22 protein-coding genes and 1 pseudogene are annotated in these 14,631 nt (G+C 62.8%); 14 read left to right on the top strand and 9 right to left on the bottom strand.

The genetic code is table 11. From position 1 onward, the window contains the following. The first annotated feature begins 2 nt into the window (after positions 1-2). Both K0O62_RS20265 and K0O62_RS20260 read left to right on the top strand, forming a co-directional pair. Positions 3-1,643 carry a recombinase family protein gene (locus K0O62_RS20265; protein ID WP_073853293.1) on the top strand — a complete coding sequence of 547 codons (1,641 nt, stop codon included), beginning with the start codon at positions 3-5 and terminating at the stop codon, positions 1,641-1,643. 190 nt (positions 1,644-1,833) lie between these two features. Then, a complete protein-coding gene (locus K0O62_RS20260) occupies positions 1,834-2,448 on the top strand; it encodes a hypothetical protein (protein WP_131817346.1) in 615 nt (204 codons plus the stop codon). 19 nt (positions 2,449-2,467) lie between these two features. On the opposite strand, the gene K0O62_RS20255 is transcribed toward K0O62_RS20260, so the two are convergent. Next, positions 2,468-3,010: a hypothetical protein gene (locus K0O62_RS20255; protein ID WP_073854304.1), complete on the bottom strand. Its 543-nt coding sequence runs from the start codon at positions 3,008-3,010 to the stop codon at positions 2,468-2,470. Between the two features lie 311 nt (positions 3,011-3,321). Here K0O62_RS20255 and K0O62_RS20250 point away from each other — a divergent pair, with 311 nt between their 5' ends. The 9 genes and pseudogenes from K0O62_RS20250 to K0O62_RS20215 all read left to right on the top strand — a co-directional run bounded on the left by K0O62_RS20250 (position 3,322) and on the right by K0O62_RS20215 (position 8,069). After that, positions 3,322-3,528 carry a hypothetical protein gene (locus tag K0O62_RS20250; protein WP_073853297.1) on the top strand — a complete coding sequence of 69 codons (207 nt, stop codon included), beginning with the start codon at positions 3,322-3,324 and terminating at the stop codon, positions 3,526-3,528. Between the two features lie 84 nt (positions 3,529-3,612). Beyond that, positions 3,613-3,867 (top strand): hypothetical protein, encoded by a 255-nt coding sequence (locus K0O62_RS20245; RefSeq protein ID WP_073853299.1) that lies wholly within the window; start codon positions 3,613-3,615, stop codon positions 3,865-3,867. 210 nt (positions 3,868-4,077) lie between these two features. After that, positions 4,078-4,311 (top strand): annotated as a pseudogene (locus K0O62_RS29035) (helix-turn-helix domain-containing protein); the annotation flags it as partial. A gap of 150 nt (positions 4,312-4,461) precedes the next feature. Then, entirely contained in the window at positions 4,462-4,866 is a 405-nt protein-coding gene (locus K0O62_RS28740) for a hypothetical protein (RefSeq protein WP_234799936.1), read from the top strand. Beyond that, positions 4,863-5,753: a hypothetical protein gene (locus tag K0O62_RS20235; protein ID WP_073853305.1), complete on the top strand. Its 891-nt coding sequence runs from the start codon at positions 4,863-4,865 to the stop codon at positions 5,751-5,753. Before K0O62_RS28740 ends, K0O62_RS20235 begins: the two co-directional genes overlap by 4 nt. A 597-nt stretch (positions 5,754-6,350) precedes the next feature. Beyond that, a complete protein-coding gene (locus tag K0O62_RS20230) occupies positions 6,351-7,109 on the top strand; it encodes a hypothetical protein (protein WP_073853307.1) in 759 nt (252 codons plus the stop codon). Between the two features lie 14 nt (positions 7,110-7,123). Next, positions 7,124-7,519, top strand: coding sequence for a hypothetical protein (locus K0O62_RS20225; RefSeq protein ID WP_131817347.1), 396 nt, complete (start codon positions 7,124-7,126; stop codon positions 7,517-7,519). Beyond that, positions 7,519-7,701, top strand: a complete 183-nt coding sequence (locus K0O62_RS20220) for a hypothetical protein (RefSeq protein ID WP_073853311.1) — start codon at positions 7,519-7,521, stop codon at positions 7,699-7,701. Before K0O62_RS20225 ends, K0O62_RS20220 begins: the two co-directional genes overlap by 1 nt. 167 nt (positions 7,702-7,868) lie before the next feature. Continuing rightward, on the top strand, positions 7,869-8,069 hold the full coding sequence (locus K0O62_RS20215; protein WP_073853313.1) for a hypothetical protein: 201 nt from the start codon (positions 7,869-7,871) through the stop codon (positions 8,067-8,069). Here the strand turns inward: K0O62_RS20215 and K0O62_RS20210 are convergent. The 4 genes from K0O62_RS20210 to K0O62_RS20195 all read right to left on the bottom strand — a co-directional run bounded on the left by K0O62_RS20210 (position 8,054) and on the right by K0O62_RS20195 (position 9,622). After that, complete coding sequence (locus K0O62_RS20210; protein ID WP_097933461.1) at positions 8,054-8,242, bottom strand: helix-turn-helix transcriptional regulator; 189 nt, start codon at positions 8,240-8,242, stop codon at positions 8,054-8,056. The two genes, K0O62_RS20215 and K0O62_RS20210, sit on opposite strands and share 16 nt — an antisense overlap. Positions 8,243-8,316: 74 nt before the next feature. Continuing rightward, positions 8,317-8,490 (bottom strand): hypothetical protein, encoded by a 174-nt coding sequence (locus K0O62_RS20205; protein ID WP_165636922.1) that lies wholly within the window; start codon positions 8,488-8,490, stop codon positions 8,317-8,319. A 17-nt stretch (positions 8,491-8,507) separates the two neighbouring features. Next, positions 8,508-8,714, bottom strand: coding sequence for a hypothetical protein (locus tag K0O62_RS20200; RefSeq protein ID WP_073853317.1), 207 nt, complete (start codon positions 8,712-8,714; stop codon positions 8,508-8,510). A 59-nt stretch (positions 8,715-8,773) separates the two neighbouring features. After that, on the bottom strand, positions 8,774-9,622 hold the full coding sequence (locus tag K0O62_RS20195; RefSeq protein WP_165636923.1) for a hypothetical protein: 849 nt from the start codon (positions 9,620-9,622) through the stop codon (positions 8,774-8,776). A gap of 554 nt (positions 9,623-10,176) precedes the next feature. Here K0O62_RS20195 and K0O62_RS20190 point away from each other — a divergent pair. After that, complete coding sequence (locus tag K0O62_RS20190) at positions 10,177-10,569, top strand: hypothetical protein (protein ID WP_079244142.1); 393 nt, start codon at positions 10,177-10,179, stop codon at positions 10,567-10,569. Beyond that, positions 10,566-10,853, top strand: a complete 288-nt coding sequence (locus tag K0O62_RS20185) for a hypothetical protein (protein ID WP_073853321.1) — start codon at positions 10,566-10,568, stop codon at positions 10,851-10,853. The genes K0O62_RS20190 and K0O62_RS20185 overlap by 4 nt, the downstream gene beginning before the upstream one ends. A gap of 55 nt (positions 10,854-10,908) precedes the next feature. Here the strand turns inward: K0O62_RS20185 and K0O62_RS20180 are convergent, their stop codons facing one another. The 3 genes from K0O62_RS20180 to bcp all read right to left on the bottom strand — a co-directional run bounded on the left by K0O62_RS20180 (position 10,909) and on the right by bcp (position 13,238). After that, positions 10,909-11,631 carry a hypothetical protein gene (locus tag K0O62_RS20180; protein ID WP_073853323.1) on the bottom strand — a complete coding sequence of 241 codons (723 nt, stop codon included), beginning with the start codon at positions 11,629-11,631 and terminating at the stop codon, positions 10,909-10,911. 819 nt (positions 11,632-12,450) lie between these two features. Continuing rightward, positions 12,451-12,759 carry a hypothetical protein gene (locus K0O62_RS20175; RefSeq protein ID WP_073853325.1) on the bottom strand — a complete coding sequence of 103 codons (309 nt, stop codon included), beginning with the start codon at positions 12,757-12,759 and terminating at the stop codon, positions 12,451-12,453. After that, positions 12,756-13,238, bottom strand: coding sequence for a thioredoxin-dependent thiol peroxidase (bcp, locus tag K0O62_RS20170; protein ID WP_073853327.1), 483 nt, complete (start codon positions 13,236-13,238; stop codon positions 12,756-12,758). Before bcp ends, K0O62_RS20175 begins: the two co-directional genes overlap by 4 nt. A 115-nt stretch (positions 13,239-13,353) precedes the next feature. Between bcp and K0O62_RS20165 the strand changes: the two genes are divergently transcribed. Further along, entirely contained in the window at positions 13,354-13,581 is a 228-nt protein-coding gene (locus K0O62_RS20165) for a DUF3618 domain-containing protein (protein ID WP_073853329.1), read from the top strand. 464 nt (positions 13,582-14,045) lie between these two features. Here K0O62_RS20165 and K0O62_RS20160 read toward each other — a convergent pair whose 3' ends face one another. Beyond that, the gene (locus K0O62_RS20160; protein WP_131817348.1) at positions 14,046-14,465 is read right to left on the bottom strand and encodes a hypothetical protein; all 420 of its coding nucleotides are present in this window, start codon (positions 14,463-14,465) and stop codon (positions 14,046-14,048) included. Between the last annotated feature and the right edge of the window lie 166 nt (positions 14,466-14,631).

The raw sequence follows: 14,631 nt of genomic DNA, 5'->3' as shown, positions 1-14,631 counted from the left end.
CTATGGACAACACCCGGAAGCTCCGCGCCGTCGTCGGTGCGCGGGTCTCCCACCTTGACGACGACAAGGCCAACACCCGGAAGGTCTCGCACATCGCGCAGACCGAGGAGGGTGTCCGATGGGCCGGAGGCCGGGGATTCGAGATCGTCGGGACGTTCCAAGACCTCGGGGTATCCGCCGGTAAGACGACACCGTTCGAACGTCCCGAACTCGGGGAGTGGTTGGCGGTCGAACGGCTGCATGAGTGGGACGTTCTCGTGTTCTCCAAGATCGACCGTGCGTTCAGGTCAACCAAGGACTGTGTTCAGTTCGCCCAGTGGATCAAAGACAACCGGAAGATCTTGGCGTTCTCCGGTGACGGTGTCGTGCTCGACTACCTGCACCCGGCGGGTGACTCACTTGATCAAATGATGAGCGAGTTCTTTATCTACGTCGGTTCGTTCTTCGCCGCCATCGAACTGAACAGGTTCAAGACCAGGGCGACAGACCGTCTTGCGGTGCTCAAGATGACCGACCGGGTATCGCACGGCGTGCCGCCGCTCGGATACATGACCGTGCCGCACCCCAACGGCAAAGGTAAGGCGCTGAAACGTGACCCCGAGGGTTACAAACTGCTGCACCAGATCCAAGCCAAGCTAGTCCACGAGAACTACTCACTCACCGAACTGGTGCGGTGGCTGAATGACTCGGGGCACCGTACGAACCGCGCCAAAGCGGCGGGTAAAGGCAGTTGGTCGGTGACCACGCTCAAGCGAACGTTGACCTCGCAGCGTCTGCAAGGCCTGCGGGTCGCGGGTGGCAAGCTCGTACTTGACCCCGAAGGCCAGCCGATCCGTATGGCCGAGCCAACGTTCACGTCTGAGCAGTGGATTCAGCTACAGGATGCGATAGCGCAGCGGTCGGCGAGCGGAAAGAGTCGGCAGATGACACCGAACCCGTTGGGCGGCATTGGTATTTGCGGGTCGATTCTCCACAAGCCAGATTGTGAATACCACGGCACCTCAGGGCCGCGTGGCCCTGAGATCGGTCCCCGCTGTGACTGCCCGGAGTGCGGCTACTCGCTGTCGGTCCACCGCCGTAAGTCGTCGAGCGGCACCGAGCACACCTATGTGCGGTGCGGAAGGTCAACGACGGGCTGCCGAGGCTCGCTGCGGCTGGACTACGTAGAGGAGTTCATCCAGGGCCGGTTCTTAGAGGACCACGGAAATCGGGAGATGACCCGCCGGGTGTTTGTCCCCGGCGAGGATCGAAGCGAGGAACTCGCCCAGACAGAGCAGTCGCTAGCTCGTCTGCGATGGGAGTCGGACAACGGACTCGTAGACGACGAGGAGATGTACAAAGCGCGCTTGCTCGCGCTGTCTGCCAAGAAAGCGGAGCTGTCTGCCGAGACCGTGGTTCCCGCGCGTTGGGATGAGGTCGGCACCGGGCAGACATACGGGGAGCTGTGGGGCGACCCCGACACCGACCGTAGGCAGGTGCTCAGAGACTCGGGTATCAGGTTCGTCATGTACGGATCGCAACGCGGGGCGACGGGCTCGACGAAGGTGTCCGGCCTCGAAATCCGGGTGCCCGACTCGTGGCCCCAGCCCGTGCTTTCGGAAGAACAGCAGCAGATCCGAGACATGCTCGCGGCTCGTACCTGACCGACGAAGCGGACAACCTGTCAGTTCCTCACGGACGTAACTCTTCGCTTCCGTTAAGTTACAGGTGCTGATTGCCGGGTCATGCGTATTTTGATCTGAGGGATGGAGGAGGCAGGTCATTTTGCTAGATGACGATGGTCTAGTTATTGCAACCCTCGCTGAAAATCCCGATGAATTGACCGTTCTATTCATGGATAAACCCATGTACTGGGAACTTGCGGCGTTCACCTCGTTGCTCGTTCAGGCCAAAGAGAAGATGCAGGTCACGATTGATCTGCACGAAGACTGCTACGGGTCGCCCACGGGGCGAAAGATCGGCAGTGTCGATGAGCTAGAGCTGTATTACAGCGAAGTCGGCTCGAAGTTTTGGGAACTCGTGACTCGGCTTCAGCCGTGGAATGGGCAGATAAGGCGGTTGTTCGGAGATAGGGACCTATACGAAGACGAACCAACCTCCAGAGAAGTGAACACAGCCGCCGCGACGGTGCTCGACTTCTACCGAGGGATTTTGATTCTCTGCCGGGAGATTAGGGGCGTCTCGGCTCCGGACGAGTATTCCGCTGTTTTGGATGATCTTGCGTCTTGGGTGGGGATGCAGATCCCAAGCGTGGATAGGTTTATCACCGGGCTGGTTGGTCTGCTCGCTGTCTTGTCGCTCAATAGTTCCGGGGTGCCGAACAACCACGAACTCAGTCTTGACATCCACGTGCACGATAAGTGTTTTGAAGACATCGGGCGCAAGATCAAGCATTTGCGTCAGCCATGGCGGCGCTGGCTTGGATTGGGGCAATCGGTTAAGGGCTGAGGCCGTACGAAGTCGAGTTTCAGTGCTTGTCGAGATCGGCGATCGTGGTCCTCGCCTTCTCGGTGGCTTCGCCACCCTCTCGTCCCCGCGTGGTCGGTGACAGGTAGCCGTCGTCGCGGGCGCGCTTGATGTGAGTTCTGACGGTGGGCAGCGGCATCGGCTCGCCGTCCTTGCCAAGCGCCGCCGCCAGCTGGTGGGCCGCGTTGTAACCCCCGCCGACTAGTTCCTCGTACGCCACCGCCAGCCGTGATAGGTAGGCCGGTGTCATCAAGCCGTCACCGGCCCTGTGGGCCTCTACGGCGGCTCTCACGGACGCAGGGGTATCGCCGCGTGTAACCCGCGTGGTGATGCTTGTGACCCGTGGTAGCGACTGCATCCGCTCGCGGCGCATGTGATCTGACAGCGCCCGCGTGGCCTCTCTGATCATGTCGTGATCGAGTTCGCCGTCTTCTGCGGCGCTGATGTTCACGCCCACGAGCCGGTCGTCGGCGTCGTGGACCAGCTGCACCCGGTACGGCTTCACAAGGTCCGTAATTACCAGGTCGTCGGGGCTCTTCGGCATCTCATCAAGGTAGCGGTCATTACGTACGAAGACAAGATGAATCATTAGGATGTTGACAACATAACGAGATAATGAGATGCTGACTCGCAACGATCGGCCCCGTAGAACTTGAACCGGATGTCGCAACCGCCACATAGGGCGGCGTGATCGGGAACAACTGAGCAGCAAGATTCGGGACCACGGGCGCAAGCTCTTCGACCTCGATGCAAAACCGGCAGGACTGGCAGCCAGCTCAGACATAGCAAGTCGCGAAACCGCCAGCGGTGGTTCTGCGCATCCAAAACAACCAAAAGCCATAGGAGGCAATGAAAATGAGCAACAATAATCTGATCCACATCGAGCTTGACGGCGACCCGGAGCTACAGACCAGTTTCGGCGAGTTCAGCATCTACGCCGACCGCGACACGGGAGTGGTGTCGCTGGACATCCCGGACCGGCGCTACGGGCACACCACTCTGTACGACTTCTCTGCTGCGGACTGGGCGCGGATCAAGGAACTGATCAACAGCGTGTTCTAGTCCATTTCATCGCGTGAGATGCCGCCCGTATTCGGCGGGCGGCACTCGTGGTCAACAAACTAATCATCAACGGAGGTAACAATTTTGAACGAACCACAAGAGTCAACACCTATCGAGGTCATCGCAAAAGACTGCCTGCTGTACGCGCACCGGATCGGCGACGAGATCCACGTCTACCGCAGTGTGTTGGTACGTGACACCGACGACCTTTACCGGCCTGTGGCCGAGTTGGTGGGCGGTGCTGAGCAGGTGCACCGGGAGACGGTGGCCGACCCGGGCATGGGGTTCGGTCGGGCAGAGGTCTTGGTGTACCGGGCCTCACAGGCGGTCGCTGCGTGACCGTCGCGTCAGGGCAGCTGGAGCAGTGCGTCACCTGTGGTCGTCATGGGTGGCAGCGGAACACCGAGATTCCGAGTTCCCGCAGACCGGGCGTAACTGCGTTCCTGTCAGACGGCGGCAGAACGCTCTACCGGGTGTCGATGCCGACGAACTCGAAACGGCTCATCCTCGACGCTGACCAGCTCGCGGCGCTTGGCAGCCAGATTCACCGTGTGCTCGGAGGCACCCACGTTGTCCGCGACAGCTAGCCGATTCTCGAAGTTGTCGTGGCTGAAACGGACCAACGGGCACAAACTTCCGCTGTCCGAGTTGCGGGTTCTGCTGTCGATCTACAACCACTCGGATGGTGAAGGCAGGGGCGCATACCCGGGTGGGGAACTGATTGCCGAGGAGGCTTGCCTTACCCGCACGACGGTCTCTACGGCGATACAGAGGCTCATCGCTGGGGGATGGATACGTGAGGTGTCAAAAGGCAGCGGATTCAATCGGTTGAACTCGACATACGAACTCATCCCGGATGCTCCGATGCCGCCTCGGTGTTCGTCGTCAGGCGAGCCACATGGTTTGGCGGGCGGCGAACTATGCGGTTCGGCGGTGGCCGACACTAATCAGATCCTGGTAACAGATCCAAGATCAGATCCTGTAGAGCTTCGGGTCCCGGAGGTAGACCCGAAGCACGGGGAGACCCTTCTCGATCCGGCTACCTACGGGCCGGATCTCTCTTCGGGTGAAGTGATGAGGGTCGAGCCTTCGGCGCTCGGTGAGGCGTCCGTCAGCACGGACGACGAACTGGGACGGTGGCCAAGCTTCGAACTGCGTGCAACTCCAAGTGAGCCCACGGTGTCATCTGGGACCCCGTGGCCGAGAGATAGGCCGATCCCGGACGACCCGTGGGGGAGGCCGTACGTAGACGAGATCACAGGCGAGCACTTCCAGTACACCCCGGGCGAGCTGCCCCGGCTCGCATCCACCGAACAGCCACAGGACGTGACCGTATGACCAACAAAGGACGAGCACGCCACGCGGAACCGTGGCGCAAGGTGCTTGATGAGCCCATCGAGAATCCCGGCACGACGAACGGCAAGGTTCGCCGTTCGAATGGCGACCACGACGACGCCGTCCTGACTGACCCGGCGGTGGGGGTCGTGACATCGCCCGGCGGCGGCTGGGACGATGTCACCGATCTGGACTACCTGGGACGGAAGTACGTAGTCGAGCAGGTATCGACGGCTACGCCCGGTGACGGGGACGACAACCCGGAGTACGTCCGATTGCCGGCCAAGCTGTCGGGAGAAGGCCGGAAAGTCAGTGTCAGGCTCAAAGACGGCACGGCCGACAAGATCGAGATCATCGAGCCGGGGCACATCAGTGACCGAGTGTCGGTCAAACCGCCACCTGTGACTGCCGACCCCGCTGCGCAGATGATCGAAGCAGGACATGGGTTCCGGGTCGACAACCAACGCAGCCGGGAGTGGAAGACCGCGAAGCGGACACACTGCGCCCACTGCGCGGAACCGATGCCCGAGCCTGCGGTCACCGCGATGAAGTACAGGTGTGAGTTCGTGCCGCTGCCTGTGGGATCGAAGTGCAAGTGCAACGGGTGCACCCTGCGGCGGCAGGTCTTGGGCGGGGCCGAACGCAACCGTGGCGGACCCGCAAAGGTCTGCTCGGAGAACTGCAAGCGCCTGCGCAACAACGAACGCACCCGGTGGCAGCGTGCGGTAAAGCGTGCCGATCAGCGCGGAGAAGATCCGCCGCCTGAACCGGAGGACCGGGGCCTCAAGTTCGTGCGGGCGTCGGGTCTGCTGTCCACCGTCGAGGGCACAGGCCACAGGTACACGGCGGCATCGGGGAGCCTGTGCGCGGAAGTATTCCGTAATGAGTAGAGGGGTAAGGCCCGACCGTTCTCCGGGCCAACCTCTCGGCGTGGTCGAGACAGCACGCTCCCCGGCTATCCGCTCGCCCGCCCCCTGGTGGGAGCGTGCTGGCTCCCGGTCACGAAAACCACTACGAGCACCCCCGCTTCGGCGGGGGTGTTTTCGTCTGCCCATGTTCCTGATCAAACAGATTGGAGGTGATAAACCGATGATCACCACGACCGTGTGCCCCGCAGGGCACGAGATCCACTCGGCCGACGACCGAGACGCTGATGGTTGGTGCAGGCGGTGCCGCAAGGCGAAGAACGTCGTCTACCGGACGCGGCAGCGGGCCGCGCTGGAACTGGCGCTGGCGCTGGAGTCCCACGGGATCGAAGTAACCCGATCCGAGCCGCCGGTCGATCTTCAACAGCTCGCCGTCGCACTCGCAGACGGCTACCAAGGCAGCGGGGTAGGCAACTTACCCGCCGACCCGATAAAACACGCTCAGCGTGCATTACAGCCCCGGTGCGGGGCGTCACTAAACAACGAGGCCGTCCCAGATGGGCGGCCTTTGTCATGTCCGGGGCAATCCCTGCCCTGGACGCAACACCAGGAGGAGAACACATGTTCAGTCAAACCGACATCGCCAACAACGTCGTCAGCTGGGTCAATCTCGGCGTCAAGCTACCCGACGAATTGGCGGCGGCTATCGAGATCTTCAATACCGTGCGCTGGGTCGAGGTCGGCCACAGGCCCCGATTCGACCTGCGGGAAGTGACTACTGAAAACGCCGAAGAGAAGATCCGGGAGTTCGCTCTAGAAATCGCGGTCGCCGGTGACCCGCACCAGCTCGGTCCGACCGGGTTGGACAACGCTAAGAAACACGCTCTTGACGCCGCAGCGCGCGGCGTCAATAGCAAAGCGCTAAGTGCGATTCCGGTGATAATCGAGACGTTGACGCCGTTGTTCGATGCCCACGTCGAAGCGTACTCCGAAGCGGTGTCGCAGCTACCTGAAGACCTCACGGCTGACCGGCTGGTTGCTTCGGGTGCGGATACGGTCACGGCGTACCACGAGGCCAAACACCGGGCCGCAGCGTTGGGCCGGTTCCACGACTGGGCAATCAGTGCGGCATCCGTGTCCATGATCCACCCGGCGAATACCGAGAAGGTCTTGACCTTGGTGCGGCCTACGAACATCTCGCAACTCGCGCGGTTGGACGAAGCGGCCCACCTGTTGAACGTCGATCCTGTTTTCCACGCGATCGGCCCGGTCTATCACTCCGCTGTCAAGCATGAGATTCCCTTTGCGATCAACACGCCGCGTCAAGCCTCCCAGCTACGGACGGGGCTGGAGACATCCGGCAAGCTGGTCCGGTTCTAAGTAGGGATCACCAAATGGCATACGGATACACGTCTTTACGTGGCACACCGCCGTTCATCCGACCCAAGGACGCCGCACGGGCGCTACGGCTACGTATGAGCGGCACCAACGAGACGTTGGCAGGCGCGGTGGTCGCAGCGATCGCAGGGCAGGCCCAGGTGGCCGCTGCCGAACCTGTAGAGACACAGTGGGATCGGCTCGACCGCTATCACGAGGCGGTTGCCGAGATCCGGCGGCGCAACGAACAGCCCGACCACGAGGCGCCGGTAGGTGCCGCTGATGTTCTTCTTCGCGCTATCGCAGGGCACGGGCAGGCCACCACCGTAGACACGCATCCGCCCCGAAGCGGCGGTGTGCCGTCTGTGGGGCTGAACAGCGATGCGGTTCTCCGCCGTGCTTTGGGCATCTGATGACCAAGGCTGAACGTGCGTTTCAGGCGCACCTCGCATCGACGGTGAGCTACTTCGCAGCTGTCGAGGCTGCGGGTGACGTCCCTTGGTTCTGCGACCCGGCCAAGCTGGTGAAACTCGGGATCATGGCAACCGAGCCGATGGAAGCTCGGCGGGAACTGTTCATGCGGCGGTATCGGTGACCGTCGCGGTCGAGCGCCCGGAAGGCGGAACGGGTAGGCGTAAGCGCGGGTCTCGCGGGCACCGACGTACCCCGGGTGGTCGTGCGATCTGTTCACGCGAAGGCTGCGATAAGCGGGTGCACCATAGGCGAGCCGATTCCGGTGCGTGCTCGTGGATCTGCGCCCGGGTGAATACGTTTCTCGCAGAGGCCGAACAGGTCTGCAAAGCGACCGGCGACACCGATCATTGGGTGGCGGCGGTGGCGCTATCGGACGCGCTTACCTCCTACTATCAGTCTGACCGGCGGATGTACCTAGCCGCCTGCGGCGTCGGCGTCACGGGTGACCAGTGGGCCGCGATCAAACGCGGCACCTACTCGTCCGAGTAGGCGCGGCCACGCCCGGGCCGTTCGGCGTGCCACCTGTCCACGGTGGCAGGCAGCCATCCTCGTGTTTTGCCGATCAACGCATCGGGTTCGGGCAGGTTGTAGCGACCGAGCGTGTCCGGTTTGACGCCGATACGTTCGGCTAGCTCGGTGCGGGATAGGTACCTGGTCGCCACGACGACGACCGTAGCGTGTTCCGCGCACGACAGTGCCCCGGTACCCATGCGGGCCGGGGCAGTCGTGGCGGTCGTTACCCCACCGGGCAACAGGCGACCTCGATCCGGGTTGCCTCGATCAGCAGGTGCCGTCCTGCGGAACGGACGTAGCCGAACAGCGCACCCCCGATGTCTTGGTATCCGTCGATTGCATCCACCGGGTCCCGCAACGGCACCACCGTGCCGTCTGCCAGCTCGACGCCGGTCACAGTGCCTACTACGGGCGTCATCGCGTGACGTAGTTCCGGGAATCGACATCGAACTCGATGCCGGTATCCGGGTCGGTCCACAGGCACGCGGTGCCATCGGTGTTGCCGTCCTCGTACTGGCAGGAACCGCGCTGCGGAGCCTGTGCGTCGGCGGGAACCGGGAGTGCCAAAGCTCCCGCAGCGACGACGGCGGCGGTAATCAGACGTGCGGTCAGGGTAATCATCGAGTGCCCTCTCGTTGAAATCAGTTGTGGTGCAGATTGAACCGTGGACTCGGAGCGGATTAACCCTCTAGTGCGAGCTGGAGACCCACGGCACCGCCGGGGTAGTGATCGACCGCTAGCAGCGCCAGTTCCAGCGGGTCCATGTCCCAGATCCGCCGATCGTCGATCACTTTGGGCATCACGTCGGCGAGATGGTCGGCGAGGTCGAACGCGGTGTAGCCGTTGGCGAGCACGCTGACCGATTCCAGCTCGTACCTATGGACTGCTGTCGGAAGTCCGAACAGCTCCAAGTGCGCAGGTCCGGTCCGGGCGGCGGTGGCGTCTGCCGCATCGTCCGGGACTTTGACACCTTGCCTACGTGATTCCGCGATGTCGTCAAGTGTCGCGGCGGTGTACGCCTCGTCACCGTATCCGAGGTCGGCGGGCTCGTTGTTCTCATCGTCTGCGGACGATGCCTGATCATCGGACGTGTCCACGTAGTTGCAGACGATGCAACGGAAGTCGCCGAACAACGGTCCCATCGTGACGATGCCGTCCGCGTCGTCCAAAGCACCCTCGTGCTCGTGGCACAGACCGAACTCTTTACCGGACGGACGGTGCAACACCGCGATACCGGTAGAGATCATGCCTATGTCGTGGGTGCTGTCGTCGGCAGCTTCGGCGGTCGGTTCGACACCGGACAGCTCTGCGGCGCGCTCGATAGCGCGGACCGTATTCGCCATCCGGGCAGCGGTATTCAGCGAATCGCTACGCCACACCGACCACAGTTCCCGGTCATTCTTTCGGGTGACCAGGAACGTGCCGCGCGGTCCGTCAACGGCGTACTGAGTACGCCCCATGGCATCGGCGTATGTCCGGGCGTAAGAGGGGATTTCAACTGCTGCGGGGGCGATCTCGGCTGTAGTCATGCCGCAGATAATACACGGCAAGCGTGTATTAGCAACCTCGGTTGTGTTGTGCCGCTGCGGAATAGCTGACCGCCTGCGGCGGGGCAAGGGAGTGCATCGCATGGTCTGTCGCAGTGGGTGCGTCCCGTCGTGGGGTACCGGGCCGCAGTGGGCGGCGGGTTGTGGGTGCGGCACCGGGTGGGCGCACCGGGGCACGGCGTCGGGTGGCCGGGGGTGGCGCTCGCTGCGGGGCACCGCGTGCCCTTGCCGGGTTGCTGGCGTAGGTGGCCGGCGTTCGGGTCGCAGGAGGTGGGGACGGGTACCGGGTTGTGGCGGGTGTTCGCTGCGTCGGGCCGGGCACCCCCAGGGGGGGTGCCTCCTGCCCCCGTGTCCCCGGGATCGGCTGGTAATGCGCCTGCCCGGTCCGATGCTTAGGCATCGCCCTGGTTTTTCCGAATCGGACCGACTCAGGTCATCGCAGGTCAGTTCATCAATCCAGCGGTCCACCCGCTGCAAACTCCCAGGTCGTGAACGACCGCAAACCGGCCCATTCAGGCCAGAAAGCAGGCAGAAACATGCCCGAAAACGACGGCGAAGAGCCGACCATCCCGAAGTATCCGACCGGCCTCAAGGCACGAGGCAGGCGGCTGTGGCGCGAGCTGCACGAGGCTGCCGACTTCGGCGACAGCCCCGAAGCGCGGTTGATCGCCGAGGAAGCGTGCTACCTCGCTGACGAGATCGAACGGTTACGGCGGATCGTCCGTAAGGCCGGCGCGGACACCCGGGTCACCGGGTATAACGGTCAGCCGGTCTCGATGCCCGAAGCGGATGACTTGCGCAAGAATCAGGGCATTCTGCTGTCGATGATCAAGTCGCTGCGACTGCCCGACGATGACGACACCAGATTGACCCGCAGCGAGATCGGTAAGCGTGGAGCCGATGCACGGTGGGGTAGGCGGTCGCAGTGAGACCGCCGAAGCGATGGAACCGGCGCGCTGTTGACGACACCGACGAGTTGATCGAGATCCTAGAGGCCGTTGGGCTGACCAACCCCAACATGGTCGGGAGCGGAATAACGCTCCCCGAGTATAAGGAACAGGTAGCCGCCGCGCTGACCGCAGCAGGCGTCAAGGCGACGGCTGACGCTGTGTCGCGGTTCTGTCAGGCGTCTCCTGTGCCGGGAATGATCGTGATGTACCACTGGCTCATCACGCCCCATCCAAACTGCCCGGTGTACGGGACACGAACCTGACCTCCCCGAAGGTTGGGCTCAAATTGTGGCTGTCGCAGCCATGTGAATGAGGGAGCTAGGTACGGGAGACCCACTCGCCACCGTCGAAAACGTAGCGCGCAGCGATTGCCGGGTCCTCGTACCGCATCGTCACAAATGGCCTGTTGCTCTTACGCATTAGCGTTTCTCGACGTTCCTTGCCGTTAACCAAGATCTTCAGCTGCAAGACCCATTGATAGCTGTTGCGGAGCGCGTATGCCTCTACGTGAAATAGCTCAGTCTCGCCAGCCTTCAGAGTTGACGCCAGCAGCGTTGGAGGCTCATTCCTGGTGTCCATCTCGCGGACGAGAACGCTTTCGCCGAGGTCTCGGTGTTCGTATGTTGCGGCGTCGAGTTGGATCGAGATGTGCCGGATTCCCATCGGCCCCCCAGCGGGAGGTGGTACCAGTGCGATCCCAGGAGGCGGCGTGACTGCCTCCACGATCGGTTCAGCACCGATGATGTCGACTGTTGCGTTGTGGGCGTGTACAACGAACTGGAACGTTGTCCGCGAGATGTCGCAGCCGCCCTGCCTGTCGACCCACCGATAAGGCTTGCTGTAGTGATTCTTACTGTCCAGGTTGTCTAGTGGGTCCAGTGAGTCGACGGATAGGACTGGGATGAAGACCGCGTGCGGACGACCTCCGAACCCGAAGGTGTCACGGTCCTCGTTGACGGTGACGCGCTTGCTGGGCCGCTGAATCACCCTCCCGGCAATAGCGCCGACTGCCGCGCCGAAACTTGGGCCGACTATGTCCATAGATCAACCGCGCTCAATGAGGTCGGGGTGTGGGCCGTGCATCGGCTCTCCTAGTGGGCATCGTCCATAGTGCGCTCTGATTGTGCATGAAGGTGCCGACACAGGTCTGCACTATCAGCACCGCATGTGACCGCGAACGCGGGTGCCGTTCTTCTTGGTGTACCCGTCGACCCACGTGCAACCGGATGGCATACCGAGGTTCGGGACGTACGCAGACGGCGGTGGCACGTACGGCGCAGGCGGTGGAATGACCGGGGGCGGTGCAACGACCGGTGGAGGCGGGGCAACAGGCGGGGGCGTGGATGAAGTAGTCGCAGCCGCGCCCGTGCAGTGCGGGTGCTGCGGGTAGTCGATGCAGAGTTGCTGGTTGATGTGCACCCACATGCCGGTCACGCACAGCGAGTACGTTCCGTCTTCTGCCGGGGTGATGTCGCCGTCTTGGCATTCGGTCGCGTTGGCAGCGGGGCCTCCGATAGCGATAAGTCCGAGCACCATAATCGCGGCGGTCAGCAGACGGCCAAGCATAAGCAGCATGGGTCGGAGGTTACGGATGCTGTGAGAATCCTGTCAGGCTGTTCAGCGCGGTTAAGTCGATCGGCTGACATCCGCCGACAACGGACAGCGGCCCGGCACCACCGAAGTGGCCCGGGCCGACTGTCGATCGTTACCCGCTAGGGGCGGTAGATCTTTTCCACGGTCTCGATCTCGACCGGTTCGTTCCTGGTCTCTACATCCTGTCAACAGCCGCAGGACTGGGCATAGTTGCAGCACAAACCCCCGGTTCCCTTATGGGCCGGGGTTTTCGTGCGTTTACGGGGTTCAGTCGGCTAGGGGCTGTTCCTTGACGATTCGCTCCAGATCCCGCAGGGTCTGTGTCCACTCGACTCCGTCTGCCTGTTCTAGTCGACGGGCCAACATCGCCGCCACGTTGCCGAGACCCGTCATAAGACGGGCCAGTGCCTCGCCCTCGGTTTCTACATCATCGAACTGTGCCATCACCTCGAAGGTCTCGGTGGCCGCGTCCTCGGACCCGTAATCGTGACCGCCGCCCAGTAGCTCCCGAACAACCGAGATTGCCGCCAGTGCGTTTTCACGGTGTTCGCGGGTCCACGCGTTCCCCTGTGTCATGGCTTGACCAGCTCGATGTACTTCTGAATCTTTGTTTTCGTGTGTGCAGCCTTCACGTTGTACTGGGCCACCTCGATGTTGCCCGACTCGTCGACCAGGAACGTCGAGCGGATGACGCCCTGCACGGTCTTGCCGTACATGGACTTCTCCCCGAACGCGCCCCAGGCGGTCAGCACCTTCTTCTCCGGGTCGGACAACAGCGGGAAGGTCAACCCCTCGGCGTCGCGGAACTTGGCCAGCTTCTCGGGCTTGTCCGGGGAGATCCCGATGACGTCGAGGCCGGCCTCGTTGAGTTCGGCGAGGCTGTCGCGGAAGTCGCAGGCCTGCTTGGTGCATCCCGGGGTCGATGCGGCCGGGTAGAAATACACGATCACCTTGCGGCCTTTGAAGTCGGACAGCTGGACGGTATTGCCGTCTGCATCGGGGAGGCTGAAGGCGGGGGCCTTGTCGCCGACTGCCAGCCGCGGGGTCTGTGCCATGCGTCGTTACGCCTTTCTCATCGACCGGGGCAGCGGGGTCGGCTCCGGCTGCTCTAGGGTAAACGGCAAGGTTGTGACGGAAGTTGTGACATGACGGCGCAGATGGAGGGCCACAGTGGCGGACCGGGATCCTGAGACGATCAAGCGGGACATCGACCAGGCTCGTGATCAGCTGGCCGCGACGGTCGACATTCTGGCCGTGCGGGCGAACCCTCAGCGGCTGGCAGACGACGCCAAGGCCAAGGTGATCGCGTTTGTGACGAAGCCGCCGGTCCTGATTTCGCTGGCCGGGGTGGGGACGGTGGTCGTGGTGCTGGTGATCCGCCGAATCAAGCGCCGCTGACGCCTCGGCGCCGGCGCGGACGCAGCCAGCCGGTCAGCGAGAAGGTGGGCGGGTTGGCGGTGCGACCCAGGCGGCTGCAGCTCACGACGGAGACCGTGCTCGACGCCGCGCCATCGTGGCCTGCGGTCGGCGACTCGAAAGCGCCTCGGTCTGGCATCAGCTAATACCTCATTTCGTGCCGGGTGCTGCATTGAAGCGTGGTGTACCCGGTTTGCAGCTAACTAAACCTTAGCACGAGGATAACTTCACCGGTCAACATCTTCCTATGCGTCTACCTGCTATTTAGGAGTTTGTAGCTACGGAATCAGCGGTCATGCGGGGGAGTGGAGCTCATTCTGGGCACATTTCGACGCGGCGTGAGAAGAAGCGTGCCTGGTAGGCGTAGCAATTTACGCGTGCGTTAGCCGCAACGATATCCCGGCTCCGGGTGCGCGGGATCGTTGGTCGCCGAGGCGGACGAGGGTCTAGGCCGGGCCGACGACGGGCCGGTGCCAGTATTCGCTCGTGCCGGTGAGGACTGCGCCGATCAGGTCGTCGGTGACGATGCCGGTGGCGGGCTGGATCGACGGCGCCGTTCGTGCCGGGACTCCCAGGGGCGCCGGTTTGACGATGGGGCGCGCCTGGCGGGCGCAATCGGTCGCGTAACGGTCTGTGCCGAGCAGGAGGTCGGTGACGACCGACGCCGCGTGCGGGATGCCGACGCCCGGAACGCAAGGTGCCAGGGCCGACAACTCGGAGGCGGACGTATCGACCGGTGCGTCCGGGAGGGTGGCGAACAGTGGGGTCTGCGCGATCGATTCCACCTGGATGCCGCAGCCACTCAGGGTGGCCGCAGCCAGAACCGCGCAGCATATTCCGGAACGGAGACCGCGGCGACGTGTCATCGCACGACCCTCCCGTCCGGCACCTACCTGCGCGGCGCGTGTCCTGAAATCCCTCGTGTCCGGCGGTCTTTGAGGAGTATCGGCAGGGCGGGATTCAATTGACGCATCTGAAAATTCAAGTGGGGCAACTCATTTACCGTTTCGTGATCATTCCACACTGGGCGTC

Source organism: Mycolicibacterium diernhoferi, from assembly GCF_019456655.1.
Taxonomy (GTDB): Bacteria; Actinomycetota; Actinomycetes; order Mycobacteriales; family Mycobacteriaceae; genus Mycobacterium; species Mycobacterium diernhoferi.
The sequence above is the reverse complement of the archived record's forward strand: the minus strand, read 5'-3'. Positions and strand labels throughout refer to the sequence as shown.

Coding starts and splice junctions, on each gene's coding strand:
- K0O62_RS20235 (WP_073853305.1), top strand. CDS start 4,863: ATGACCAACAAAGGACGAGCACGCCACGCGGAACCGTGGCGCAAGGTG.
- K0O62_RS20195 (WP_165636923.1), bottom strand. CDS start 9,622: ATGACTACAGCCGAGATCGCCCCCGCAGCAGTTGAAATCCCCTCTTAC.
- K0O62_RS20190 (WP_079244142.1), top strand. CDS start 10,177: ATGCCCGAAAACGACGGCGAAGAGCCGACCATCCCGAAGTATCCGACC.
- K0O62_RS20220 (WP_073853311.1), top strand. CDS start 7,519: ATGACCAAGGCTGAACGTGCGTTTCAGGCGCACCTCGCATCGACGGTG.
- K0O62_RS20230 (WP_073853307.1), top strand. CDS start 6,351: ATGTTCAGTCAAACCGACATCGCCAACAACGTCGTCAGCTGGGTCAAT.
- K0O62_RS20250 (WP_073853297.1), top strand. CDS start 3,322: ATGAGCAACAATAATCTGATCCACATCGAGCTTGACGGCGACCCGGAG.
- bcp (WP_073853327.1), bottom strand. CDS start 13,238: ATGGCACAGACCCCGCGGCTGGCAGTCGGCGACAAGGCCCCCGCCTTC.
- K0O62_RS20200 (WP_073853317.1), bottom strand. CDS start 8,714: ATGATTACCCTGACCGCACGTCTGATTACCGCCGCCGTCGTCGCTGCG.
- K0O62_RS20255 (WP_073854304.1), bottom strand. CDS start 3,010: ATGCCGAAGAGCCCCGACGACCTGGTAATTACGGACCTTGTGAAGCCG.
- K0O62_RS20265 (WP_073853293.1), top strand. CDS start 3: ATGGACAACACCCGGAAGCTCCGCGCCGTCGTCGGTGCGCGGGTCTCC.
- K0O62_RS20225 (WP_131817347.1), top strand. CDS start 7,124: ATGGCATACGGATACACGTCTTTACGTGGCACACCGCCGTTCATCCGA.
- K0O62_RS20180 (WP_073853323.1), bottom strand. CDS start 11,631: ATGGACATAGTCGGCCCAAGTTTCGGCGCGGCAGTCGGCGCTATTGCC.
- K0O62_RS20160 (WP_131817348.1), bottom strand. CDS start 14,465: ATGACACGTCGCCGCGGTCTCCGTTCCGGAATATGCTGCGCGGTTCTG.
- K0O62_RS20175 (WP_073853325.1), bottom strand. CDS start 12,759: ATGACACAGGGGAACGCGTGGACCCGCGAACACCGTGAAAACGCACTG.
- K0O62_RS20260 (WP_131817346.1), top strand. CDS start 1,834: ATGGATAAACCCATGTACTGGGAACTTGCGGCGTTCACCTCGTTGCTC.